Origin of the sequence: Flavobacterium tructae (assembly GCF_002217475.1) — a bacterium.
GTDB classification, from domain to species: Bacteria; Bacteroidota; Bacteroidia; order Flavobacteriales; family Flavobacteriaceae; genus Flavobacterium; species Flavobacterium tructae.
Genome location: NZ_MUHH01000003.1, coordinates 45,058 through 70,645, shown reverse-complemented (window position 1 = coordinate 70,645; position 25,588 = coordinate 45,058). Strand labels below are relative to the sequence as shown.

The window sequence follows — 25,588 nt, the reverse complement described above, 5'->3', positions numbered from 1 at the left end:
AAATATAAATTTTAATTATTTTTTTAAGTGCAAAAATAGCCATTTTAGGAGTTAATTCCTGCCTTTTTCAGAAGAATACAGTTCATTTAACGGTTCGCTCTGCCAGAATTCTTTAGTGTCAACATCTAGAATGGTCAGCGGGCCTTTAAAAGCAGCGCCGGTATCGACGTTCCATATGTTTGCTTTTTGTACAGGTGTTGTTTTGCCAATTCGGGTCACAGGAGTATGTCCGATATAGATTTCTTTATACAACGTAAAACGCTTAGGATAAAGTGCATCACCGATTTTTAAATTAGGATCTAGCGAAAGAGCTGTCTCCCAAAGTGTTCTGTCCCAGTAGAATAATTTTGGGAAATATTCATATTTGACGCCATTCAGATTGGTAAAACCTGCATGAACAAATAATCGGTTTTGATCGTCAAGGTAATAATCTTCCAATGATTCGAGGAAAGCGATATGTGTCTGTTTTTCTTCCGTACTCAGTTTTTCGTAAGCCAGAACAGTCGCTTCTCCACCGTGTTTGAACCATAAAGTCTCGTCAACATCTTCTGTTTTGCTTTTAAACCAGGACAAAAGCAGTTCATCGTGATTTCCTCTGATGCAAATGCAATTTTGCTTACTTTTTAAGTCCATTAAATATTCAATTACTTGCGGAGATTGGCTCCATCCGTCAACGTAATCGCCTAAAAAAATAAGAGTATCTTGTGTAGTAACTTTGGCTTTTTTCATCACTTGTTCAAGCGCGAGTAATCCGCCGTGTATGTCGCCTATAACAAATGTTCGCATTTTAATTCTTTAATGTAGAAATACAAAAATAACGAAAAGGATTCGTTTGAGACTAGTAAGTTGAGAATCTTTACAAATGGTGTGATTTGAATTGTTATATGTAAAATGTGAAATGTGAAATTTGGAATTTGGAATTTGAGATTTGAAATTTGGAATGAACTTGGGGTGATTGGAGAGATTATTTTTATGATTATTTTCGATACTTTTTGTGCCTTTCCTCTTTAAATTTGTAGTATGTCCGAAACCCCAACATATCGAAAAATCATTCATATTGATATGGATGCTTTTTATGCTTCGGTAGAGCAGATGGATAATCCCGCTTTGCGTGGAAAACCTGTTGCTGTTGGCGGATCAGAGAATAGAGGCGTAGTCTCGGCTGCAAGTTACGAAGCGCGAAAATTTGGTGTACGAAGTGCCATAAGTGGTGTTCTGGCCAAAAAATATTGTCCGGAAATTATTTTCGTTCGTCCGCGATTTGATCGTTACAAAGAGATCTCGAATAAAATTCATAAAATATTTCATGAGTACACCGATCAGGTTGAGCCTCTTTCGCTGGACGAAGCTTATCTTGATGTGACACAAAATAAAAAAGGCAACCCAAGCGCAAGTTTGCTTGCACAGGAAATCAGACTCCGAATTCTGAATGAAGTGGGACTGACGGCTTCTGCGGGAATTTCGATTAATAAGTTTGTAGCGAAAATTGCATCGGATGTTAACAAACCAAATGGACAGAAAACGGTTAATCCGGACGAGGTTTTAAGTTTTTTGGAAGAACTGCCCATTCGGAAGTTTTATGGTGTTGGAAAAGTGACCACCGAAAAAATGTACCAATTGGGAATTTTTACAGGAGCAGATCTTAAGAGCAAAGAAGTGGCGTTTTTGGAGAAACATTTCGGAAAGTCGGGGGCTTTTTATTACAATGTGGTTCGCGGAGTTCATAATAGTGAAGTAAAAGCGTCTCGTGTAACGAAATCAGTTGCGGCAGAGCACACCTTCGATGTCAACTTATCCTCTGAAATTTTTATGCTCGAACAGCTTGAAAAGATTGCGGTATCTTTAGAAAAAAGATTAAAAAAATATAACATCTCGGGCAAGACCGTGACACTTAAAATCAAATACAGCGATTTTACGCAACAAACGCGTAGTAAAACGTTGCCATACTTTATTTCTGATAAAAGTTTAATTTTAGAGACTGTAGAGGAGCTTCTGTATCAGGAACGGATGAAAGATTCAGTTCGATTGCTTGGCATTTCGCTGAACAATCTAAATGCAGAAGAAAAAAAGGCAGTAGTAGTACAGCTTAAATTTTCCTTCTAATTGCATTAAGGAATAATTAAATTGTATAATTTATCCTTTTGTGATGAATTTTCTCTCTATCTTTGAGTGAAAGAGTCCATTAACATTGAATCATTCGCAATGAAAACGAATAAATTTGAAGAAGTTTCTCATCGTAATTCAGTCCCTATTATGGCCTGGGATTTTCATTGTGAACATTTAAAAGAATTAAAAGCGATTCTTACTGATGTAAAGAAAGTGAATAAAATTTCGAGTCAGTTTATCTGGGACGCCAAAAATCTGGAAATTGAAGAGCGAATAAAAAATGAAGTGGTCCTGGTTACCGATTTGGATTTGAAGATCATTTTTGCTTCAAACGGAATCAGAAAAATGACAGGTTATAAGGAAGAAGAAGTTTTGGGTAAAACGCCGAAAATGTTTCAGGGACCGGCGACTTCAAAAGTTGTGCTTAAAGAAATAAAAGAAGCCATTCAGCAGCGAATTCCTTTTGAAAAAACAATTGAAAACTACAGAAAAGACGGCAGAACGTATAAATGTAAAATCAATGCACGTCCTGTTTTTAATTTAAAAGGACAGTTGTCTCATTTCATTGCTTTCGAAAGTGAAGAATTGGGTTAAGGTTCTAAGATTCTAAGGTGCTGAGAAGCAAAGGTGCAAAAGATAATACTTAGTAAAAAAACAAAACCGCCCTAAGGCGGTTTTTTATTGTTTAAAAAGACTTAGAATCTTAGTATCTCAGCACCTTAGAATCTTAGAACCTTAGTCTACAAATTTTCAAAAAAATCATTTCCTTTATCATCCGTAATAATAAAAGCCGGGAAATCTTTAACGGTAATTTTACGAACCGCTTCCATTCCTAATTCTTCGAAATCTACGACTTCAACTTTTAAGATATTGTCTTGTGCTAAAATAGCAGCAGGACCTCCAATAGAACCCAGATAGAATCCGCCATATTTTTGACAGGCATCTGTTACCTGTTTGGTACGGTTTCCTTTGGCCAACATGACCATACTGCCTCCATGTTTTTGAAACTCATCTACATAAACGTCCATACGTCCTGCAGTTGTCGGTCCAAAACTTCCTGAAGCCATTCCTTCCGGAGTTTTTGCAGGCCCGGCGTAATAAACTGGATGATTTTTAAAGTATTCCGGCATCGGTTTACCTGCTTCCAATAATTCCATGATTTTGGCATGTGCAATATCACGGGCTACAATTACAGTTCCGTTAAGTTTTAAACGGGTTTTAATTGGATATTGAGATAATTTGGCCAGAATATCGGTCATTGGCTGATCTAAATCAATTTCAACAGGTGCTTCTAAGTGCGGAGCTGTTTCCGGTAAAAATTGCTTTGGATTTACTTCTAATTGCTCAACGAAGATTCCGTCTTTGGTAATCTTTCCTTTGATATTTCTATCGGCTGAACAAGAAACTCCCAATCCAACCGGACAAGAAGCTGCGTGACGAGGCAAACGAATTACACGAACGTCATGCGTGAAATATTTTCCACCAAACTGAGCCCCAATCTCACTCTCCTGACAGATTTTCTGAACACGCTCTTCCCATTCTAAATCACGAAACGCCTGACCGGCCATATTTCCTGAAGTTGGAAGGTGGTCATAATAACCCGCAGATGCTTTTTTTACAGCACTTAGATTCGCTTCCGCAGAAGTTCCTCCAATTACTAAAGCCAGGTGATAAGGCGGACAAGCCGATGTTCCTAAATCTTTAATTTTCGTACGGATGAAAGTATCCATCGATTTATCATTTAATAAAGATTTTGTTTGTTGGTACAAGTAGGTTTTATTAGCAGATCCACCACCTTTTGCCATGAATAAAAACTCGTAAGAAGTTCCTTTTTTGGCATAGATATCAATTTGTGCCGGAAGATTTGATCCTGAATTTTTCTCTTCAAACATCGAAATCGGAACAATTTGAGAATAACGAAGGTTGCGCTTTTGATACGTATTGAAAATTCCTCTGCTTAACCATTCAGCATCATCAACACCTGTAAAAATACTTTCTCCTTTTTTTGCCATTACAATAGCTGTTCCCGTATCCTGACAGCTAGGTAACTGACCTTCGGCAGCAACGGATGCATTTTGTAATAAGTTGTAAGCAACAAAACGATCGTTATCTGTAGCTTCAGGATCGTCAAGAATGTTTCTTAATTTTTGTAAATGGGTCGTTCGTAACATGAACGAAACATCGGTAAGGGCTTCTTCTGCCAATAATTCTAATCCTTTTGGGTCAACGGTCAAAACTTCACGTTGTCCAAATTGCTCTACTTTTACAAAATCAGAGGTGATTTTGCGGTATTGCGTATCATCCTTCAAAATAGGATAAGGGTCCTGGTATATAAAATCAATCATTGTTTTGTTTTTTACAAAGTTAGAAATTATTTACCTAAGAAAGAATTTGAATAAGGTCCGTTTTCTATCCTTTATTTTTGACTGTGGAAAGCATCAAAACTCATTTTTTTCTCAAAATAGGTTTGATCAACCTTGGTAAGCAGCTGCTTTTTCCACTGATTTCCAATCAAGCGAAAAACCATTGAATCCGAGTATTTAACAGTTCCCATATTCTCGTCATTGTCATCGGGTTCAAAGAAAACAGTTTTGCAGTAGAAGGAATCCGGATCCGTTTTTGCAGAAGGATTTACAAATTCAACCCATCCGCCCCAGCCACTATCGGACATGCTTGACCATTCATGAACCAATTGTACGGTCTTATTTTTCAGATAGTATAAATAGTTGTTCTGATTGTAACCACAAGCAGGATATCCAAAACTAATATGAATGAACGGAGAGTTTTTAGTCGTGGCTGAAGCCAATCCAAGAGAAGCTCCCCATTCTGAACCTTTTTCGATCCCTTTAATTGAGATTTTTGAAGAAACAGTTTTGGTTTTATTTTGGTAAAAATCAAGTTGGTAATTTCCGGTTACGATACTGTCTTTATCTGCCTTTTGGCTGATAAGATGTGCAAGAATATAGCTGTTTGCTGGGGTTTCGCCCTCATCGTTAAGAGTTATTGTATCCGTTTTTAAGAATTTTTCTTTAGCGGGAATTGCGTTTTCAACTTTGTTTTCAGGATTGATGCTTATTATCTGCGATTCGGATTTTGGTTTTTGACAGGCGATTACAAACGATAGAAGTAAAAGGTATTGTGGTTTCATGGTTTGTTATTTTTTAGGCTTTGAGTAAATGGTTCTTATTTTAATATGGTTTTTTTATTGATCAACGGATTGAAATCCGCTGCTACAAAAGAGGTCATTCCTACGGAATTTGTAATTTTTAAGAAAGAGCCTTCGGCTCGACTAATATTGTAGGGCCGGATTTTAATCCGGTTTAAAAATATGCGACAAGGGGATTTAAAGATCCATCAGATCGGTTTATATTTCTAGGTTTTGTAAAAGATCGCATTGTAATATGTTTCGTTCCTACGGAACTTTTTAAATTATGGTCGTTTTATCGATCAACGGATTAAAATCCGTTGCTACAAAATAAGCCATTCCTACGGAATTTTGCAATCGTTAAAATAGGGTTCTGTGGCCCAATTAATATCGTAGGGCCGAATTTCAATGCATTTTAAAATATTTGGATATCCAAATAAAGAGCCTTCGGCTCGACTAATATTGTAGGGGCGGATTTTAATCCGGTTTAAAAAATATTCGACAATGGGATTTAAAGATCCATCGGATCGATTCATATAAGATCATTAAATAGATATTTTTCATCGTAAGAAACCTGAAATCTCTCTAAAAATGTAAAATACTCTTCTTTGAAAGATTGCTTTTTGTGGTGTTCTTCCTGATTTTGAATATATTTATACACCGCATCAACATGTGATTGGCTGTATGAGAAAACACCGTAACCTTCCTGCCATTCGAATCTGGATTTTGTCAGCTTATGGTCATTGATATATTTTGATGATTTTGCTTTTATGGTTTTCATTAGTTCAGAAATTGAAACATTTGGTTTTAAAGCCAGAAAGCAATGAACGTGATTTTCGGTACCATTTACAATTATGGTTTTGCATCCCGTTTCGTTTATCAGATGACCAAGAATGCTTAGAAATTTCGATTTCCATTCGCTATTAATAAGTGCTTCTCTGTATTTGACAGCAAAAACGGCCTGTATATAAACTTGATGATAGGTGTTTGCCATTTCGCGTATTTTGTATTATAGAAGCAATAATACAAAATATTTCTATGCGCTATTAGTAAAAAAATAAGAAAAATACTATTTTTTACTAAGCTCTAAAAAAACCAGCTGGCCACAAAAATCGCAGCGATTACACAAATAAAATCAACCAGTAACATTGTGGTAAGCGCGTATCGGGTGTTTTTGATATTTACTGATCCAAAGTAAACTGCGATTACATAAAAAGTAGTTTCGGCACTACATTGGAAAATACTGCTCAAACGTCCGGTAAGGGAGTCTGCTCCGAAAGTACTCATCGAATCGAGTAAGAATCCTCTGGAACCTCCTGAGCTAAAAGGTCTTAGTAATGCAACCGGTAATGCATTTATGATTTCGGAACTTACGCCGATACTGCTAAAGATAAATCCGATTCCATTGCTGATAATTTCAAAGAGTCCACTATTTCTAAAAAGAGAGATGGCAACCAGCATTCCTAAAACATAAGGAAATATTTTAACTCCGGTTTTTAAACCATTGTTGGCACCATCAACAAAAGTATCGAACATTGTAGTGTCTTGTGCTACAAATTTCTTCTCATGAATGAAGGAGAAAATGAGTGTAATTCCAATGATTCCAACCAACATTAATCCTGAAAGGTTAGAAGTAAAGTAGTTTTTTCCAATTAAATCTAAATGATTGACATAGAATAATAATCCTATGATCGCAGCAATAATAGCCATTAAAGCAAGTACCAATGAAGCACTTTTGAAATTTATTTTTTGTCTGATTCCCACAATCAGGAATGCTGCGACAGTTCCAATTAGCGAAGTGATGATACATGGAAGCATAACATCCGCCGGATTGGCGGCATTTGCTGCGGCGCGATATCCAATAATTGAAGTTGGAATTAAAGTTAGACCAGACGCATGCAGACACATAAACATGATTTGAGCATCACTTGCCTTGTCTTTTTCGACATTTAATTCTTGTAAGCTCTCCATTGCTTTTAGTCCAAATGGCGTGGCAGCAGAATCTAAACCAAGGAAGTTTGCGGCAAAATTTAAGGTCATATAGGATATCGACGGGTGATTTTTAGGAACCGAAGGGAACACTTTGGTAAACATTGGACTTAGAAATCTGGCTAGTTTTTCGGAAGCTCCGGAAACGATTAAAAGTTCCATTAATCCGCAGAAAAAGGCTAAGTAGGCAATTAATGGAATGATAATGTCGATCAAAGTACTTTTACAGGTTGGTAGTAAACCGTCTGATTTTTGTACTCCGCTGTAAATTTTTACCGTTTTGTTTTTGTAAACATAAGTAGTATCGGGATTTGTTAAGTCCCTGTTTACAATCATGGTTTTATCTTCTTTTAAGTCGATACTGTCTCTCACAAAAGCAGGAATCTGCTCCAGATATTTTTCAGATACCAGAATTGGGTCATCTTTTTGTCCGTTCAAAATAAAATCAAGCGTATAACTGTTGCCAGTAAACAAACTCACTACGACAAATAAAATTGAAGACACAAAAATAGCTAACCAAAATCTGCTCAATACCATAATTATATTTTTTTGTAAATGTAATTATTTAACCCTAAAACGCGCAAGGATTTTAAACAGGAAACAGGAAGTATTTCATTGAAAGCAATTCGGTTTTGTGAAAATTCAAATTATTCGATTTGAATTTTGGTTCCTAAATAGTTTTCGAAAGGCTTAATGGCTTCAAAAAGAATTGCCTTTTTATGATTTTCAGTCTCGTTAAAAAATTGGGTTTCTATTTTGGCATGATCTCTTTTGATGGTGCGTTTCCAGGTTCCGATGACTTTGCTGTTTTCCAGAATTATGGGTTTGAAAATGCCGTTGTTGGTAAAAGCCTTTGGTTGATGTTCTGGTAAAATGGATGCTTCTCGGGATTTATACGAAATTAAGATTTCATCAAAAGCTGGAAGAAAATGAATGCTTTCGCGGAAGTCATCTTCGGTAGAAATATCCTTTTTGAACCAATACTTCTGATCCTCAATGGTAATGGAATTTAATTGCAATTCGATTGCATTAATGATGTTTTTACAGCTGGTAGGGGAGAAACCTGACCACCAGGAAAAGTCAAGAAGGGTAGCAGGGCCATGGCTTTCAAAGTAGCGAAGGGCTAGTTTTGCCAAGCCTTCTTCTTGGGTTAGTCTGCCTTGTGGTTTCGGGACCCTTTCTTCAAGTAAAGCATACGTCATTTGTTTTCCCTTCATTTTTCCGTTACAAACTAAACCATCGAGCTCGGCATACATCATAATGGGACCGCTTAAATGATCAGGACTAGGAGTTTTAGTAATGCTAAGTTCCTGCATGATTTCTTCACGGGTGAGATGATTGTTTCCTGCGAGTATTTTTTGGATAGCGGCATTAGTCTGATCTAGTTTCTTAGCATCATAACCGTATTTTTTTACATAAGAAGTTACAATGCGTTTGACTTGCGGCCCTGAAATATCCAACATCCAGTAAATATCATCGGCAGAAACAAAATGCCAGGTAGGTCGTAAAATATGAGTTCGGATAATTTGTGCCGAATTGATAGCTTCTTCAATCACTTTTTCTGAAGCATCGCAGCGGGAGCCAACTGCCCATTTTGCCATTGCATAGTCCTGAGCCTGCATTGCACCTAAATGCTGCACAATTTCTTGTGGAGTACTGTGAGTCGTTTTATGAAGTTTTTGAGAGATGAGCCTGAGCTGTGCTATTTTTGAATCCATTGTTTAAAGCGGTATTACACATGAATGATTTCATCGTCAATTAATAAATCTTCACGGCGCAGGCGAAGAAAAATCTGAGCTACAGCTATGGTGTCTTTCTCACAATAGGTTACAATTCGGTCAATGTCTTTTTCGACATAAAAAACATGTGCGACCTGACTGCCGTCGATATCGCCTTTCGGAGAGGGAACTCCCAGAATTTTGGTCAATAGTTTTAAAGAAGTAAAGTGTTTGTAATCGCCAAACTTCCATAATTCTAAAGTGTCTAAATGAGCAATTTCCCAAGGTTTTTTGCCAAATAAATTAAGCTTTTCCGGAATCGGAATCTGATTGATGATCATGCGTCGGGCAATAAACGGAATGTCAAATTCTTTGGCATTGTGTCCGCACAGTAGGTGCTGCGGTTTATTGAAATGATTGTTGAGGAGATTGTTGAAGTCGCGAAGAATTTTTTTTTCATCTCCAAAAAAAGAGGTTACCCTAAAATTTCTAACATCACCTTTGATGGTAAAATAGCCAACCGAAATACACACAATCTTACCAAATTCTGCCCAGATTCCGGCACGTTCATAAAATTCTTCGGGAGTAAAATCGTCTTTACGCTGGTATTGTGTCTTCTGATCCCAAAGAGACTGCATTTCTTCGTCAAGCGAATTGAAATTTTCCTCTTCCGGTACCGTTTCAATATCAAGGAAAAGAATGTTGTTAAGGTTAATTTTTTCAATCATTATGGAGACGTCTTATATTTTTAGGCATTTAGATTTATAAAAGTACGCAAATGATTTTAAAAATAAGAAATAGCTTATGTTTTTAAGATTTCGATACTTTTTTGCCTTCAGCTTTCGTCAAGGTATGACTTGTTCAAAAACTAAAATAAACTTTGTTGCGTACTGGGATTCTCATGTTCCAGCAGCCATTTCTTACGAGAAAGACCACCGGCATAACCCGTTAAAGAACCATTGGTACCTATAACACGATGACAGGGAACCACAATCCACAGTGGATTTTTACCATTTGCTGATGCAACAGCGCGAATAGCTTTTACATCTCCCAGTTTTTTGGTTTGATCCATATAGCTGATGGTTTTTCCGTACGGAATTTCCAACAGTGATTTCCATACTTTTTGCTGGAAGTCCGTTCCTTTTGGGTTTAGTTTTAAATCGAAGTCGGTTCTTTTACCATCAAAATACTCCTGAAGCTGTGAAACGGCCTCTGCAAGAACTTTAGGAATGGTTTGCGAAATGTCATTGTCGCCAACATCAGAAACAGAGACAATAGCAATGCCGTCTTCATCTCCAACGATTTTGGTAATTCCTAATGGTGAATTGACATAAACGGTTTCCATAGTTTTAAACGTAAAGTTTTTACTGCAAAGGAGTAAAGGTTTATCGCAAAGTTCGCAAAGTTTTTTTAAATGATATAAGTTATGGAGGTAATTTAAATTTTGTATGTTTGGGCAAACGATTGTTGTCCTGAGCGAAGTGGCAGGCTTATAAGTAGGTTTCGACTTCGCTCAGCCGAATATGAGGCTTTTAGTAATGGTCCGGTCTAAATTGATAATTTAAAACCGATTCCATTTTTTTACTTGAAATGACCTTTTGAACGTTTGACTTTTCAGCTTTGAATTTTGGTGGAATCAGATTGTGTTCTTTTGCTTTTTGAGTGTAGTATTCTTCTCTCGTTGGGTGAAAAGGTGCTACAGCATTGAAAACTTCGTTCCATTGAGACTGATTTAGGATTGCCTCGATGATGGCAATACAATCGTTTTGATGAATCAGATTTACCGGAGCATCGGGGTTTTCAAGGTTTTCTTTTCCGGCCAGAAATTTTACCGGATGACGATGTTCTCCGATTAGACCGCCAAAACGCAATATTGTGGTTGCAAAGTTTTGATTCTTTTGAAGTAAAGCTTCCGCTAAAAGCAATTGTTTGCCACTTTCGGTTTCCGGATTTGGGAGCGTTTCTTCTGTGATTGTTGTGTTGTCGTTTCCGTAAACTGCGGTTGAGCTTACAAAAAGTACTTTTTTTACCGTTGATTTTTCTATAAACGGAATTAGATTCTCCATTTTTCGAACAAATACCATTTCAGTAGAAGTGGCAACATTGGTTTTACTTTCTCTTAATTTGGGTGGAATATCAATAATTAAGATTTCACTTTCGGTTAAAAAATCAGTTATGGTATTGGAAACACTTTCGCTTTCAAGTGTAACCAGAAAAGGATTTATGCCTGATTCTTTTAAAACAGTAAGTTTACTTTCAGAAGTTGTCGATCCGTTTACCAGATGTCCTTTTGCGGCAAGTTTTTTAGCCAGGGGTAATCCCAACCAGCCACAGCCCAGAATACTTATTTGTGTCATTTTGTGTTTAAAGCTGTAAAGCTATAAGAATTAAAATTTACCGATTTTTTTGTATCGATAAATGAACGTCTTTACGATTCGATTAAAGTTTTTAAAGCTTTTAAAATTGGGTTTTCTTCACCCTGAGGTTTTTCCTGAACTGCTCCGGGACGATTGTCCTCCTGAATAATTTCGAGTTTTGTTTTCTGATTTTCTTCTGTTAAGACATAACTCATTACGAAGTAATTCTCGGGTTTGTCCTCTAATTCCGGTCTGGGGAAGAATAAAGAATATTTGATTTTTTGATTGGGGATAATCTCCAAAACAGTTCCCCATTGCTCAAAAACCTGACCTTCCCATTCGTTCCTAAATCTGATTTCATTACCGATTTTCCAGTCCGTGATTAAGTCACTGCCGTATTGCCATTGTTTGACCAACTCAGGTTGAGTGAGTGTATTCCAGACTTTTTCGGATGACGCATTTAAAAGAACAGTAGAGATATTTGTTGCCATAATAAGTAGTTTTTATTGTGGTTTTACAATTGGCTTTGCAATAGTTTTTAAGCTGTCTTTTTTTAGGGTAGTACTGTCTTTCATTATTGCTGCAGGTGCAGGAACAGTTGCGGGTGCTGTGTAGCGTTTTATTTTTTGCTGAATGAGTACTGCATCATTGAGTACAAAAGGTGTTGGCATCATCCAATTACTTCTTGGTTTTACTTTAAGTAGCGGATTGGTCATCAAATCGAAAGAACTTTCAATTAACTCCATATCCAGAGCCGTTAATTTGTTGGTATAAAATTCCATGACAAGAGGTTCGTTGCCTACTACATAGTAACATAAGATTTTCATGCCATCGCGTTCCAGACGATTTCCTTTCTGCCCTGAAGCTAAAACTCCATTAGCTTTGAAATTGAAAAAAGTCATTTTTGGATTGGCATAAATGTCATAACGATTTACCTTTCTGTTTGGGGTGATTTTTATTTTTAAATGCCTGTTATTGCCAACCACACTGTCTTTTAAAAATGCAATGGTTGGTTTCGGTATGTCGACTACAGGAGCAATCGCACTATACGTAAAGCCCGAATTGTATTTACTGGCTATTGGTAATGTATTTAGACCAACAGCGCTCTGGTTTTTTTGCCCTAAATAAGTTTTGGTCCAATCGTCAAGGTTAACATCATAAGTTGCCCAAAGAGCAGAGTTGGTATTGGCATTGTAAACGTACAGTAAACTGTTTGATTTTGCTTTTCCCGGTTCGTAATCGGAGTGGTATCCCGCATAGACAAAAAAGCCAATTGAAACAGCAAAGAAAAAGATCGTCCAGATCCCTTTTTTAGCAAACGTGCCAAATATCGGTAATACCAATGTAAAAAGTAATACAGTTAGAATAGCGCTTACAAAGAGAATTTTTAATCCTAAGCCAACCGGAAACATCACAATAAAGGGAGCGATGATAACGAATGCCGGAATACTAAACAGTAGATTGAGTCCGAGACTATAATGTTGAGTAAGAACAAAAATTCCGAACAGGAATATGCCGAAGTATACCGGTATGATCAGAAAACCGGCACCTGCCAGACTATTAGCTACAAATGCATTTATGATGATCCAGAGCAGCAATGGTGCTACAAAATGATTCATGGTGATTTTAGCTTCTGAAAAATGATGGTAGAAGGCAAATGAAATGGCGATACTTAGTGTTACAAACGCACCGATATAAGCATGACCGTTGTAGGTGAATCCATTCAATAAATCAGAATATTGTGGATAAATCTGTAATACAATTTTCCATCCTAAAAATGTTACCAGACCAGCTATGATGAGAGATCCCAATAAAGGAACAAATCCTTTGAATATTTCTCTGAAAGTAATAACACGTTTTGCTTTTCCTATAAAGATGAAAATAATCAACAATCCCAAAGCAATAATTGTCATTGGCCATACCCATGAAAAAGGATAATTAATGAAGGAGAACGGAGCAGTAAAGTACACATCATCCTCTGTAGAAGTTGTAGTATTTAAGTCTACATTGGAAAAATATTTTAATAAGGGCATTAAATAAGTTCCCTGATGTGCCAGAGTTGTTTTGTTCAGGTGCTGAACATCATCTTGCTGTGTGTGATAATTGTAGTGACCGTCTATAAAAGCAAAGTTGAATCCCTGAATGTTTCCTTGTTCTCTGAAAACCGTCAAGTCGGTATCATTGGGAAGCATTTTGTAGATGCTGTACATAAGTGAATTGGAAACCGGATAAGTAGTTTTTGCATTAGAAAATTCTTTTACCAATGCTTTGTTTCCTTGGTTGGTTTCCATTAACATATAGCTTGGGCCTGAGGATCCTCTGGCCTCAAAGTTAAGAGCCAAACCTACATCTTTTGCCCATGGATGGCTGTTTACAAAAAGAGCAGCACCATTTAACCCTAGTTCTTCAGCATCTGAAAAAAGAATGATAATGTCATTTTTATGCGGTTGTTTTGCATATAAAAAAGCACGAATTCCTTCGAGAATAGTTGCAACACCTGAAGCATCATCACTTGCCCCTTTTGAAAAAGAATGTGGAGCACTGTCATAATGGGAAAGAAGTAAAAGTGCCTTTGTATTGTTGGTACCCTTTATGCGGGCAAGAATGTTTTTTGATTTTACCAGTATTCCTCTATCATTTAACGTAAAACCTTCCTGAACACTGGTCTCCAGTCCGATTCGGTTCAGTTCAAGTTTAAGATAATTGGCTACCAGTTCATGATTGAGAGAACCCACATAGTGCGGTTTCTGCGCAATAATTTTGACTTGATTTAAAGCTCTGTCCGTAGAAAACTCAGCAAGAGCCTCATCTCCTTTAGAGATTACCTGCGGCATCATTGTGGCGTATATAATGCCAAGAATGGCAAGAATGCAAACTATGGCTAGAATTGAGGTCTGGTTTTTTTTCATGGTAGATAGGTACTATATTTCTTTTTTAACAAGCATAAAATAATCATTATCCAAAGATCGATATCCCTGGTCATACAGAAAATAGTAGGTGTTTCCTGTTTTGGTCTGCAAGATATTGGTAAAGAAATCGAAATCAAAACCTTTGTTTGTCATTTTATCCCTTGTTGCTTTAGATTTCCCGTTAGGGTTTAGTTCGCTCAAAATTCGGTAATTTTTTCGTAATTTATTGTTTACATTACGCATGAAATTTGTACTGTCTTTATTTATTTTATTATTGTAAGCATTTCGACAGCTGTCTGAGCAGAATTTCTTGTCTTCCCTGCCTACAATTTTTTCAGAGCATTCGAGGCATGTTTTCATGAATCTATCTTTTTAATTTCGTACAAATCGGTTCTTCGATCTTTTAACGTGCGTACACTTCCATGTTCGTGTAGTTGTTTCAGCAGGTTCAGATCAACATCCACTATAAGAGTCATTTCTGTATTTGGTGTTGCTTCGGCCTTTATTCCATTACTCGGAAAAGCAAAATCTGAAGGTGTAAAAACAGAGGCCTGAGCATATTGAATATCCATATTGTTTACTTTCGGGAGATTGCCCACGCAGCCGGCAATAGCGACGTAACATTCATTTTCGATGGCACGTGCCTGTGAGCAGTGTTTTACTCTGGTGTAGGCGTTTTGAGTATCGGTTAAAAATGGCACAAACAAAATGTTCATTCCCTCGTTGACCATAATTCTCGAAAGCTCCGGAAATTCAACATCATAGCAAATCAGAATGCCGATTTTTCCACAATCAGTATCAAAGGTTTTAAACTGAGAGCCGCCTTTCATTCCCCAATGCTGTACTTCATTTGGAGTTACATGGATTTTAGTATAGATTTCCGAAGTTCCGTCTCTTTTGCAAAGAAAACCAACATTGTAAAGATTTCCATTGTCCAGATAAGGCATGCTTCCGGTAATGATATTGATATTGTATGAAATAGCAAATTCCTGAAAACGCTTTCGGATAGGATCTGAATATCGTGCCAGTTCACGAATGGCTTCGGCTTCCGATAAATGATTGTAATCGGCCATCAAAGGAGCTATAAAAAGCTCGGGAAACAAAGCAAAATCACTTCCATAACCTGAAACGACATCGATAAAAAACTCAGCTTGCTCAAAAAATTCTTCAATATTGTTAAGCGGGCGCATTTGCCATTGAATCAGTCCCAAACGGATGACACTTTTCTCGAGGTTAATTAATTTTGGACTTTCGTCGTAATAGACATTGTTCCATTCTAAAAGTACCGCAAACTCTTTCGATTCTTCGTCGCCTTCAAGGTAATTTTTAATAATTCGCAATACATGAAAGTCATTACTTAACTGAAACGAAAGTACCGGATCGTGTAATTCTTTATGTTTTACCTTGTCGATATAATTTTTTGGAGTAAGCTTTTTAGAATGCTGGGCATAGTTTGGAATTCTGCCTGCAAAGACAATGGCTTTCAGATTTAACTGTTCGCAAAGTTCTTTTCGGGCATCGTATAAACGTCGGCCTAAACGTAAACCGCGATAATTAGGGTGAATAAAAACATCGATTCCGTAGAGGATCTCTGCATTTTTATTATGGGTAGAAAAAGTATGGTTTCCTGTTGCTTGTTTGTAGTTGTGTCTTTTGTCGATTAGCTTTTCATCGACAATCAACGATAGGGCCGATCCTACGACTTTTCCATCTGCCAGTATAACAAGTTGTCCTTCTGGAAAAATAGAAAGTAGTCTTTTAATATCGTCCTCTTTCCAGTACGAATCTGCCATTTCGGGATAGGATTCTACCATAGAATCTTTTAGCTGCTTATAGTCATCGAATTCCAAATTTCGCAATTCGACTTTATTGATTTTTGTCTGCATATCGTAAGGTTTCTCTCAAATATACAAAATAAATTCCATTTACAAACGGTTACAAATAGTTACAACCGAAAGTAAATAGTTGTCTACCGGATAATTGCTTGCGTTCGTCGGATCTTTGTCCTGTTGAATTTGATGAACGAATTCATTTTATACTAACATTTAAATATTATACGCCATGAATGCAATGAAAAACAGAGTACAGTTAATTGGGAACGTAGGAAACGATCCGGAAATTAAAACATTAGAAAACGGTAGAAAATTAGCGCATTTGAGTATCGCTACCAATGAAAAGTATACCAATGACAAAGGAGAAAAAGTCGAACAAACCGAATGGCACCGAATTACAGCCTGGGGCAAAACAGCCGAAATAATCGAAAAGTTTGTCGTAAAAGGGAAAGAAATTGCTGTTGAAGGCAAACTGACCCACAGAAGCTACGATGATAAAAACGGAGAGAAAAAGTTCATTACTGAGGTAGTCGTAAATGAAATTTTACTATTGAAGTAAATAGTATTGACGGTCGATAATCTAAACCGGACAGGTTTCAAAAACCTGTCCGGTTTGTATTTTATAAAATGGAAGCACCATTAATATCTGTCGTTAATATTTCACTCATATAATCAAAAAAGGGTCTCATGTTTTTAAAAGTCGTGAGAGCCTGTTCCAGAAAAAGAGGACTCAGCACCTCCTCATCAGTAAAACGCCTGATAAGCAGAAACGATTTGTAACGGAGTAAATCTATAGCTTCATGGTTTATGTCGTAGCCTTTGGGAGCCGTTTTAAGTTGCTCTCCCTGCAAAGTCCCAAAAGTGCTGATAAAAGATTCTGACTGTACTATTTTCTGCATGGCTTGAGAATCGTGACCAAATTCGGCTCGGATGCGTTTGAGATCTGCCGCATTTGGCCCCCAAAAACCGCCGGCCAGAAAACTATTTCCTTTTTCGAGATGAAAATAATAACCGCCGCGTCTTTCTTTTGTTGCTCTGGTATAACTGCCTCCCCAAAAGGTTTTAAAAGGAGTTTTGTCTTTAGAAAAGCGAATGTCACGATAAATTCTATAAACGCTTTTTTTGCCGGAAGCTGTTTCCAGAACATCTGTTTTCGAAAGTTCTAGCAGCAAAGCGCCTGCAAAGGTTTCAATATGATTTAATTCGATTAGATATTCCGGCTTATGTATTTCAAACCAGGGCTTGTTATTGTTTTCTTTAAGCAGAGATAAAAAATCAAGTGAGGATTTGGGAATCGTAATGTCGTTTTTCATAGATGAGCTGAATGAATCGTAAAAAATTGGGATTGATTTTAACCGTAAGGAACGCAATGGAAAAAAGCAAAGTTACGCAAAGATTTAAGTATTGTGCGAGTCAATTGCAAAAGTAAAGAGCTTCTTCCGCATTGTAACACAGATGACGCGGATTCGTTTCACGAAGACGCGGATGGGAACAGATTTTTAAAAAGGATAAAGTAGAGTATGGTCAGATTACGTATTTCATATGATACAAAAGATCGGTTTTCATCCATGTTTTCGCATAGCGAATCAGTTTAATTCGTGTTCTATTGAACTTTTGTTTGTAAAGAGTCTGTTGTTTTAAATTAAAAAACCCACCGGTTGGTGGGTTTGTATATTTCTTTAAGCAGTTTTTTTGAATAAATCAAACATAGGACAACGTGAGCAACGTTTCTTTTCGCTTTTTTTGTATTTCTCACAACAAGAAGATTTACAGTTTTCCAACTTCTTAATGTTCTCAAGGATAGCAGCTTTGTTCTTCTTTTTCTTCTTATCCTTTTTTTTGTCCTTGTCTTTTTCTTTCTTGCTCAATTTTCCTCTGTATTATAAAAACAGGGACAAATATAGAAGAAAAAAGTTATTTTTAAATGTTCTAAATAAACTTTAACTTTTTTTATTTTGGGTTGATAGCGATCGAACTTGTAACTGTTAATTGTTGAATATCACGGTCGAACAAGTATAGTCCGCCTTTGTCATCTCCAATTAAGTTAATTTTATCTAAGATTGACTTAGCTGTCGCTTCTTCTTCGATTTGTTCAGAAACATACCATTGTAAGAAATTATGTGTTGCATAATCTTTTTCTTCAAAAGTAATGTGTACCAATTCGTTGATTGATTTTGAAACAAAAAGTTCGTGGTTGTAAAGTTCCTCAAACATTTCTTTGAAAGTCGAATAAGATGTTTTAGGCGCTTTTAGATCAGTAATATGAGCGTGACCTCCGCGTTCGTTTACATACTTTATTAACTTTAGCATGTGCGCGCGCTCTTCGTCTGACTGTGTGTACATAAATTGCGCAATTCCTTCCAGTCCGTGTACTTCAGCCCAACAAGCCATAGAAAGGTAGGTTTGCGAAGATTCTGCCTCTATGCGGATTTGCTTGTTTAAAGCTGTTTCGATATTTTTTGATAACATAATATTTCTCTTTTATGTAAAGTTAGAGAAAATAATCCATTCCCTTTTTTTTCAAACCTGAAAACATCAGACATTTGGATTAATTCTCAATAAAATTAAGGCCTTTCAAATGAAAATGGTTTCGAAAAAACAGCCTTATCGATGATCGGGTTTTGTGTTTCATTTTCCGGAAATCCATCATTGAATTTTCGCATCTGATATTGTTTTAAAGCAGTATCGTAATATCCTAAAATATAATAATCGTCAAATCTAAAAATATTATCCAGAATCGCTTTTCTATTATTGTTTAAAAAGTAATACAAGTTGTCAAGCGCCATTGGTGCAGGATCTTTGGCAACAAATTCTGATTTTTGGTTTAAAGCAGTTTCAAAGAAGACTGTTTCGTCATTCACAACCGGCAAATAATCCCAGGTAAAAGTATCGTTCATGACGGTGTAATAAGCTCCGCCAACACGTGGAGTTCCGCCGAGTGTCATAGAAGTACTAATTCCATTGTTATAAAGAGATAAACCTATTTCTAATGCACCTAGATGTTGTAGAAAACGTTTTGTGTTCCTCAATTCCCGTGGTTTTCTTTCACCGCCTTGCTGAACGAGGAAAGGAGAGGTTTTAAATCGAATTGTATCTTCCTTTGTAACTCTGATATTTTTTATGAGTTCGCCCGAATCATAATTTTTAATGTCAAGAACCAGTTCATCTTCATTGGCATTGATTTGATAAAGCTTCCTTTCATGATAGAATGAGTTGCTTATTTTGCGAGGTGTTTTAATCTCAGACTGCGTAATTTTCTTTTCAATAACATCCTGATTGTCCAGATTGAGATCAAAAAGCTGTGTTTCTTTCGGATTATGATCCAGCGTCAGGATAAGATGATTGTCCTCGAGATAAATTTTACTTTTTTTAGAAGCTTTGTCTAAAGGGGTATAATCTTCCGGATCAATTTTTATAATCGGATTCTCTTTGATGAGCTGTGAAAAGTTTACAGACTGGCCTCTTTTGTTTTGAAAGGTAAAAGCAGCAAAATCAAATATCCGCTCTTCTACAATTCCGTTTTTAAAAACATAGGCTGTTAAAGTATGACTTGTGAGTTCTTTAGATAACAGGTAGAGTAGATTATTGCTTTGGAATTTAGCAACGATGTATTCACTCGAAGAAGGATATTGAAATTTTAAAATCTTATATGTTTTGGTTTCTAAATAATACTTAACAACCAAAATTTCCGAGGAATCTTCGGAAGCCCAATAAAGTGTAGGGTTTCCGTCTTCACTAAAACTATAACCCAATATCGATTTGTTTTCAAGATTGGCACGTGATACTGTAAATTCGTCCTTTAAAAATAAAGCGTTATTGTATTTTAAAATGGTAAGATTCTGAGTATTTGTGGCAAAAACAAATACATCGTGCGTTGCCTTATTTTCGACATTAACGATTGTATTGTTCTGATCGTACCTTTTTAAATCTAAAGGATAAGATGCCAACACTGTCTGACTCAACAGCGTTGACTGATAGGTTACTAACAAGAAAAGGAGTAGTTTTTTCATATGCTTTTATCGACAAAATTATTCCAAATTTAAACCTCTTGTGTGCGAATTACTGATTCATTAATTCCTGAAAATAGTCTACAAATTGTCCCATGTGTAATCCGTCCATTAAGGCGTGATGCACATGAACAGACATTGCGATGGTTCTTTTTCCGGTTGGTGAAACCATCATTTTTCCGAAAGAAACCTTTGGACAGCTGTCCGGAAAGGTAAAACTGCGGGCATGTGAAAGTGACGTAAAATTCAACCACGGAATTGCCGAGAAGTGAATTAAATTATCATTTTCAAAAGACCTTGTAAAAAGTCCCGTGGTATTCTGTATGCGTTCTATTTCCTGTAGAGCCGTTTTTTCGAAGGTTTTAAAATCAGGGTGGTATTCTATAAATGAAAATCCGAAAGTACCGTCTTCACGTCCGATGGTTGCTGAGGCATCGATTTGGTCATTGATGTAAATCTGATCTCCCGAAATTCGGTATCTAAAATTTTCGATTGCATTTACGGCAACCAGTGTTTTGTGCAAATAATAAATAAAAAAGGACGATTCGAGACTTTTGGCCGTTTCGTAGGCCTGCGTACAATCAATCTCGACGGTAGCACCAAAAAAAGGTTCTTCCATTTGAATGAAGTGTGCAAAGTGCTCTTTTCTATTCCAGTTTTCTAAGTCTAAAAGTGTTTTCATTACAATAAGTTCTGAAGGATTTCAGTGATTTTTTCAAACGAACTAAAATGTTCGTGTTCTATTTTGTGACTGATTTTTTCGTGCTCCCAAGTGGTGTGAAACGGAATATGTACGGCATAACCGCCAATGCCTAAAACCGGTAGTACATCTGATTTTAGGGAGTTCCCGATCATTAGGAATTCCTCTGCCTGAATCTCTAAACGTCCTAATAATTTCGTATAATCAATTTCCTGTTTGTCTGACATTACTTCGATATGGTGAAAATAATGACCAAGTCCTGAGCGATGCAATTTGCTGTGCTGGTCTTTCAGATCGCCTTTTGTGGCTACAACCAGTTTGTACTTTCCGTGTAGTGTTTTTAGGGTTTCTTCGACTCCGTCAAGCAATTCAATTGGTTTTTCGAGTAATTCTTTTCCGTATTGGATGATTTTTTCGATAACCTCAATCGGAATGGTTTTGTTCGAAATGTTTATGGCCGCTTCAATCATCGATAAAATATAGCCTTTGATTCCGTAACCGTACAGAGACAGGTTCTCAATTTCGATTTTGAATAGTTCTTGCGAAATTCCCTGATGCGAAAGATAATCTTCCATCAAAGCGCAAAATTTATGTTCGGTTTCCTGAAAGTAAGGTTCGTTTACGAATAAAGTATCATCGGCATCAAATGCGATTACTTTTAAATTGGGTATTTTGTTTTTATGTAACATAATGTTTTTGTTTCAGGTTTGAAGTTTTTTTGTTTCAGGTTTTTTTGTCACGAATTCACGAATTTTAATGCCACAGATTAGAATGATTTCAAAGATTTTAAAAAATAATCTGCCAGATCAGCCAAATCTGCGAGAATATTTTTTTGCCACGAATTCACGAATTTTAATGCCACAGATTAGAATGATTTCAAAGATTTTAAAAAGTAATCTGCCAGATCAGCCAAATCTGCGAGAATATTTTTTTTGCCACGAATTCACGAATTTTATTGCCATAGATTAGAATGATTTCAAAGATTCTAAAAAAAAATCAGCCAGATCAGCCAAATCTGCGAGAAACCTTTTTATTACGAATTCACGAATTTAATGATTCAGATGAATAAATAATCTGCGAAAATCTGTAAAACCAGCGTCATCCGTGGGCCAATGACTTAGAAAAGCTTTTTTAATGAAATCGTCTTATCATAGAACGTAATCCTAATTCCGAGCAGCAGAATGATTCCGCCAAAAACCATTTGTAAAGTTATTTGTTCTTCTAAAAACAACCAAGCTAATATCGAAGTAATTACGGCCTGACTCAATAAACTTAACGAAACCCTTGTGGCGCGCATGTGCTGGGTAGCATAACTGATGGAAAGCCAGGCACACAATTGACAAATTACAGCCTGAAGTGCCAGTACAAACCAACCCGTATTCGAGAAACCTGCAAAAGGCTGATCCAAGGCATAACATAGAATTCCTAAATAAATACTCGATGCCAGTAAGCTGATAGTCATAAAAGATAAAACATCGATTTCTGAGAGTGCTTTTTTGCTTACCAAAAGATAAATCGAATAAAGAATACCCGATAAAACGGCAAACAGAAAGGCCTGATCAAAATTCAAATCCATGAAAAACTCAAATCCCACCAGCGTGACCATTCCGAATAAGGAAACGACAGTTCCGATCCAGAAATTGGTGGCAGGTCGTATTTTTAGAAAGAAAAAAGAACCAATCCCAACCCAAAGCGGTGATAAATTAGTTAGCAAAGATGCCTGAGTCGCACTTGAATCCTGAATAGCAATATTCCAAACCGCAACGTCCGAAGAGAATAGAATTCCGCAAAGCACTGCTAATAATATGAATTTGGTTTTCGGAAGCTTAAAGCTTTTAGTAACCAGTACATAAGGTAAAAGCAAAAGTACCGCAAAAAACATTCTGTAAAAAGCCGAGATTAATCCCGGAGCCAGTTTTAGTTTGACTAATATTGGAAAAATCGAAATACAAAGTATTCCACCAATCAGGGCCAATCTTGGTTTTGTGAGTTTCATTTTATTTTTAATTTGTACTTTCTAAATGGCTGATTTAAAAGCTTATGTTCTTTCTAAAGAAGTTTAAAATTTATTACAGTTATTCAGTAAAGCTGAAAATTTGGTACTTTTTATTGTTCTTATTATAATTTCCTAGATATAAACTGTTTTTGAACTTAAAAAGTATTAAATCTTTGTATAGAGTTTTAGAAAATATTGATACCGTTTTTTTAATTTCTTCGTTCTCTTCTAAGAAAATTCTAGCTTTGTCAAAAGCGGAGATTTTCATCTCACGATCAAGATGATTAAAAGTAGAATCAAATATACAATTCGTATAAACTACGGCTTTGTTTTTATAGGAAATTAAGTTCGTTACGGTATAACTTCTTCCTGAATTAAAAGGTATCATTGTAGTTCCATTCATTCCCATTCCGCCCGTACTCATTAAATTTTGATTCATTGATATTCCAACAGAACTTTGAGTTATATCTTCTGAACTTCCAATAGCGGTATAATAAATTCCATTCAAATTATAACACGATACACTAGGCGCGTCTTTAATTCTTCTAAGAAATTGTTCTGAATTTTTAATAGGTTTTGTGCTGGAAAAAATATCGTTCTTTCGCCAAAAAAAGCTGTTCTTTTGCTGGAGGAAATCAGAATTTTTAAAATCAATTTCCTGATCATGTAAAACTTTATATTCTTTAAGAATGTTACCATTTAAATCACTAATTGTAAAAAACAAAACAAAAGCATTGGTTTTTATTTGAAGAATTTTGTTGTCAATCAAAAAAGAATTTGATCTAAATGTTATTGCACCATATTCGCCTTTAGTTGTTTTTTGTTGCTTAATAGATATAAGATTTGGTGTAAAATCCTGAAGATTAATTCTTAAAACTTGTGTAGCATGTGTAGTATTATCAATAGTGAAGATAATCTCCTCTGGATTATAGGTGTAAATTTTGTATCTTTTAGAGCTTAATGCTAATGAAGGAGGACTGTCATTGGCTATAGTTTGAAAGCAAGGTTCTGAAGATTCATCTGTTAGAACAGTATATAAGTTTTCGGGATGATCAAATATGTTCTTAAATTCTAAATGCGACAAGTCAACTATTTTTTCGTTTAGATTCCCATTATCGTCAGATATATAAAACTTTAAAGTACTTGTGTTTTTTATTATTGTAATAAGGTAAAACTTATTGTTGATGGTAAGTTCTTGAACTATTTTTTCCTTTTTCAGTTCTAAAGCAATTGCCTTATTTTCAGTCTTTCCAGTTGTAAAATTGATATATTGTGAACTGATTTCTTTTCTGTCTTTCGATGCCCAGAAAACAAAACAATTATTGTCATTTTGACTATAACCAATAATGCTCTCGTATTTTTTTTCTGGCCTTGCAATAGTTAAAGAATCTATAATATTGAATTTTTCATCAAATCTTATAGCGTTAGCTTTTTCCTTATCATTTAAAAACAGAATCACTTCTTTTTTATCTTCATTAACTACCTGAAAAAAATCTCTTTTTTCTTCTAATTTTAAATTAAATTCTTTTGCAATATCTTGAGAAAAAGAAGGCAAATTATTTAAAAATAGAAATGTCAAAAGTATTTTTTTTAGCATGATCAAGGAGTTATTTTTTGCTAAGATCTTACTTTTTTTTCAAATAAAACACCAAAAAAGAAACGCGTGAATCGATTACCAATTTCACGCGTTTAAGAAAGTGTTTAAGCTGTAGCAATTTCACTGCAGGCCTGTGCTATTTGTTGATCCGAGAAGGGATCAAGTGCCTGGTTCAGCATTTTAATGGTTTTCATACAACTTATCATTTTAGTGCGCAGCTCCTGGTTGTCACCAATCTCTGTTTCCAGAATTGTCTCGAAAATCTCGGACAAATATTCCGGTTGTTCTCTAAATTCTCCTTCCATCTAAAGAAAGGAAAGAAATTTTGCCACCGCTGGCAGTACATCTTGTTGTGTTGGTTTTTGATTTTCTATTTTCATAGGGTTGTTTTTATAACTTATGAATAAGTTGTTAGAAATTTCCCCTGGATATTTTTGCAGTAGTAAACTTATGAAAAAAAAGTAATCGAAAACCTTGATAAGTATTAAATTTCGTACAATTAAATATTGAGAGAATTTTAGTTTACCGTTTTTTATAGCAAACCCGACAGGTTTTTAAAACCTGTCGGGTTTATATGAATTTTAGTGCCGACTGTTATTTTACTTTTCTGTTTTTAATATCCTGACGATTGTCCCAAAATGAAACGATTTCAATTTGATTTTCTTTTACTTCATAAAATATCAGGTAGACTTTCATGGAAATAACGCGAGTGATTTTATTTGAAGTAAGTCTCCCTATCAATTCTGAGTTTGAGAGCGTGTTTAATAGATCTTCAATCTCGTTTAGAAGTTTTAAGCTGTAAGTTGGGCTTTCATTTCTAATAAAATAATACTCAAGAGTATTTTGTAGTTGAAGTTTAGCCAAAGATGACCAAATTATTTCTTTTTTAGCCATTCTCTCATTTCTGAAATTACGTCGTCATTTTTATGAAAATTTCCATTTTTAATTTCCATTTGACTATTATCAATTGCCATTTTTTGATCAGCAGACAATTCATAAAGTTCTTGTTCAGAGGAATCGAAAATAGTCTGAAGTGCATTTAGAAAATTCAAATCTTTAGAATCTTTAATTCTGGATATTAAATTCTTTTTTATTTGTGCAGTCAAGTCCATGATATTTCTTTATATCCTCAAAATTAAAGATTTATTCTCAGATTATATAAACTGATTGTGATTATTTGAATATTTGGTATCTAAATAAAACAAACCCGACAGGTTTTTAAAACCTGTCGG

The 25,588-nt window shown here is 35.8% G+C and carries 27 protein-coding genes; 3 read left to right on the top strand and 24 right to left on the bottom strand.

Translation table 11 applies throughout. The features are described 5' to 3' along the window. Positions 1–51 precede the first annotated feature (51 nt). Complete coding sequence (locus B0A80_RS00695) at positions 52–786, bottom strand: metallophosphoesterase family protein (RefSeq protein WP_089076074.1); 735 nt, start codon at positions 784–786, stop codon at positions 52–54. 234 nt (positions 787–1,020) lie between these two features. Here B0A80_RS00695 and dinB point away from each other — a divergent pair, with 234 nt between their 5' ends. Both dinB and B0A80_RS00685 read left to right on the top strand, forming a co-directional pair. Then, on the top strand, positions 1,021–2,103 hold the full coding sequence (gene dinB, locus B0A80_RS00690) for a DNA polymerase IV (RefSeq protein WP_089076073.1): 1,083 nt from the start codon (positions 1,021–1,023) through the stop codon (positions 2,101–2,103). Positions 2,104–2,202: 99 nt separating this feature from the next. Continuing rightward, complete coding sequence (locus tag B0A80_RS00685) at positions 2,203–2,700, top strand: PAS domain-containing protein (protein WP_089076072.1); 498 nt, start codon at positions 2,203–2,205, stop codon at positions 2,698–2,700. A gap of 146 nt (positions 2,701–2,846) precedes the next feature. Here the strand turns inward: B0A80_RS00685 and B0A80_RS00680 are convergent, their stop codons facing one another. The 12 genes from B0A80_RS00680 to B0A80_RS00625 form a co-directional block, all read right to left on the bottom strand. After that, positions 2,847–4,451 carry a fumarate hydratase gene (locus tag B0A80_RS00680; RefSeq protein ID WP_089076071.1) on the bottom strand — a complete coding sequence of 535 codons (1,605 nt, stop codon included), beginning with the start codon at positions 4,449–4,451 and terminating at the stop codon, positions 2,847–2,849. 71 nt (positions 4,452–4,522) lie between these two features. Further along, complete coding sequence (locus B0A80_RS00675; protein WP_089076070.1) at positions 4,523–5,254, bottom strand: hypothetical protein; 732 nt, start codon at positions 5,252–5,254, stop codon at positions 4,523–4,525. A gap of 529 nt (positions 5,255–5,783) precedes the next feature. Then, a complete protein-coding gene (tnpA, locus tag B0A80_RS00670) occupies positions 5,784–6,245 on the bottom strand; it encodes an IS200/IS605 family transposase (RefSeq protein ID WP_089076069.1) in 462 nt (153 codons plus the stop codon). Positions 6,246–6,337: 92 nt separating this feature from the next. After that, entirely contained in the window at positions 6,338–7,777 is a 1,440-nt protein-coding gene (locus tag B0A80_RS00665) for a nucleoside recognition domain-containing protein (RefSeq protein WP_070906317.1), read from the bottom strand. Positions 7,778–7,887: 110 nt separating this feature from the next. Continuing rightward, entirely contained in the window at positions 7,888–8,958 is a 1,071-nt protein-coding gene (locus tag B0A80_RS00660; RefSeq protein ID WP_089076068.1) for a winged helix DNA-binding domain-containing protein, read from the bottom strand. 14 nt (positions 8,959–8,972) lie between these two features. Then, complete coding sequence (locus tag B0A80_RS00655; RefSeq protein ID WP_089076067.1) at positions 8,973–9,686, bottom strand: 3'-5' exonuclease; 714 nt, start codon at positions 9,684–9,686, stop codon at positions 8,973–8,975. A 140-nt stretch (positions 9,687–9,826) separates the two neighbouring features. Beyond that, complete coding sequence (locus B0A80_RS00650) at positions 9,827–10,303, bottom strand: methylated-DNA--[protein]-cysteine S-methyltransferase (RefSeq protein ID WP_089076066.1); 477 nt, start codon at positions 10,301–10,303, stop codon at positions 9,827–9,829. A gap of 187 nt (positions 10,304–10,490) precedes the next feature. Continuing rightward, a complete protein-coding gene (locus B0A80_RS00645; protein ID WP_089076065.1) occupies positions 10,491–11,315 on the bottom strand; it encodes an NAD-dependent epimerase/dehydratase family protein in 825 nt (274 codons plus the stop codon). 71 nt (positions 11,316–11,386) lie between these two features. Continuing rightward, on the bottom strand, positions 11,387–11,806 hold the full coding sequence (locus tag B0A80_RS00640; RefSeq protein WP_089076064.1) for an SRPBCC family protein: 420 nt from the start codon (positions 11,804–11,806) through the stop codon (positions 11,387–11,389). 12 nt (positions 11,807–11,818) lie between these two features. Further along, on the bottom strand, positions 11,819–14,224 hold the full coding sequence (locus B0A80_RS00635) for a M28 family peptidase (RefSeq protein ID WP_165769203.1): 2,406 nt from the start codon (positions 14,222–14,224) through the stop codon (positions 11,819–11,821). Between the two features lie 12 nt (positions 14,225–14,236). After that, positions 14,237–14,584 carry a hypothetical protein gene (locus B0A80_RS00630; RefSeq protein ID WP_017495877.1) on the bottom strand — a complete coding sequence of 116 codons (348 nt, stop codon included), beginning with the start codon at positions 14,582–14,584 and terminating at the stop codon, positions 14,237–14,239. Further along, a complete protein-coding gene (locus B0A80_RS00625) occupies positions 14,581–16,110 on the bottom strand; it encodes a bifunctional GNAT family N-acetyltransferase/carbon-nitrogen hydrolase family protein (protein ID WP_089076062.1) in 1,530 nt (509 codons plus the stop codon). The genes B0A80_RS00630 and B0A80_RS00625 overlap by 4 nt, the downstream gene beginning before the upstream one ends. A gap of 175 nt (positions 16,111–16,285) precedes the next feature. Here B0A80_RS00625 and B0A80_RS00620 point away from each other — a divergent pair, with 175 nt between their 5' ends. Further along, positions 16,286–16,615, top strand: coding sequence for a single-stranded DNA-binding protein (locus B0A80_RS00620; protein ID WP_017495879.1), 330 nt, complete (start codon positions 16,286–16,288; stop codon positions 16,613–16,615). Positions 16,616–16,676: 61 nt separating this feature from the next. On the opposite strand, the gene B0A80_RS00615 is transcribed toward B0A80_RS00620, so the two are convergent. From B0A80_RS00615 to B0A80_RS00560, 11 genes are all read right to left on the bottom strand, one after another. After that, positions 16,677–17,369, bottom strand: coding sequence for a DUF2461 domain-containing protein (locus B0A80_RS00615; protein WP_089076061.1), 693 nt, complete (start codon positions 17,367–17,369; stop codon positions 16,677–16,679). Between the two features lie 366 nt (positions 17,370–17,735). Continuing rightward, positions 17,736–17,924 carry a hypothetical protein gene (locus B0A80_RS00610; RefSeq protein WP_017495881.1) on the bottom strand — a complete coding sequence of 63 codons (189 nt, stop codon included), beginning with the start codon at positions 17,922–17,924 and terminating at the stop codon, positions 17,736–17,738. 82 nt (positions 17,925–18,006) lie between these two features. Beyond that, a complete protein-coding gene (locus tag B0A80_RS00605) occupies positions 18,007–18,525 on the bottom strand; it encodes a ferritin (protein WP_017495882.1) in 519 nt (172 codons plus the stop codon). Positions 18,526–18,620: 95 nt separating this feature from the next. Next, a complete protein-coding gene (locus B0A80_RS00600; RefSeq protein ID WP_089076060.1) occupies positions 18,621–20,066 on the bottom strand; it encodes a hypothetical protein in 1,446 nt (481 codons plus the stop codon). Positions 20,067–20,115: 49 nt separating this feature from the next. After that, the gene (locus B0A80_RS00595) at positions 20,116–20,745 is read right to left on the bottom strand and encodes a chloramphenicol acetyltransferase (RefSeq protein WP_070906328.1); all 630 of its coding nucleotides are present in this window, start codon (positions 20,743–20,745) and stop codon (positions 20,116–20,118) included. Next, positions 20,745–21,452: an HAD family hydrolase gene (locus B0A80_RS00590; protein WP_089076059.1), complete on the bottom strand. Its 708-nt coding sequence runs from the start codon at positions 21,450–21,452 to the stop codon at positions 20,745–20,747. Before B0A80_RS00590 ends, B0A80_RS00595 begins: the two co-directional genes overlap by 1 nt. A gap of 428 nt (positions 21,453–21,880) precedes the next feature. Beyond that, complete coding sequence (locus tag B0A80_RS00580; RefSeq protein WP_089076057.1) at positions 21,881–22,759, bottom strand: DMT family transporter; 879 nt, start codon at positions 22,757–22,759, stop codon at positions 21,881–21,883. A gap of 79 nt (positions 22,760–22,838) precedes the next feature. After that, positions 22,839–24,356: a hypothetical protein gene (locus B0A80_RS00575; RefSeq protein WP_089076056.1), complete on the bottom strand. Its 1,518-nt coding sequence runs from the start codon at positions 24,354–24,356 to the stop codon at positions 22,839–22,841. 104 nt (positions 24,357–24,460) lie between these two features. Then, positions 24,461–24,661, bottom strand: a complete 201-nt coding sequence (locus B0A80_RS00570) for a hypothetical protein (protein ID WP_233430676.1) — start codon at positions 24,659–24,661, stop codon at positions 24,461–24,463. Between the two features lie 289 nt (positions 24,662–24,950). Further along, on the bottom strand, positions 24,951–25,250 hold the full coding sequence (locus B0A80_RS00565; protein ID WP_089076055.1) for a type II toxin-antitoxin system RelE/ParE family toxin: 300 nt from the start codon (positions 25,248–25,250) through the stop codon (positions 24,951–24,953). Next, positions 25,232–25,468 (bottom strand): hypothetical protein, encoded by a 237-nt coding sequence (locus tag B0A80_RS00560; RefSeq protein WP_089076054.1) that lies wholly within the window; start codon positions 25,466–25,468, stop codon positions 25,232–25,234. Before B0A80_RS00560 ends, B0A80_RS00565 begins: the two co-directional genes overlap by 19 nt. Positions 25,469–25,588 lie beyond the last annotated feature (120 nt).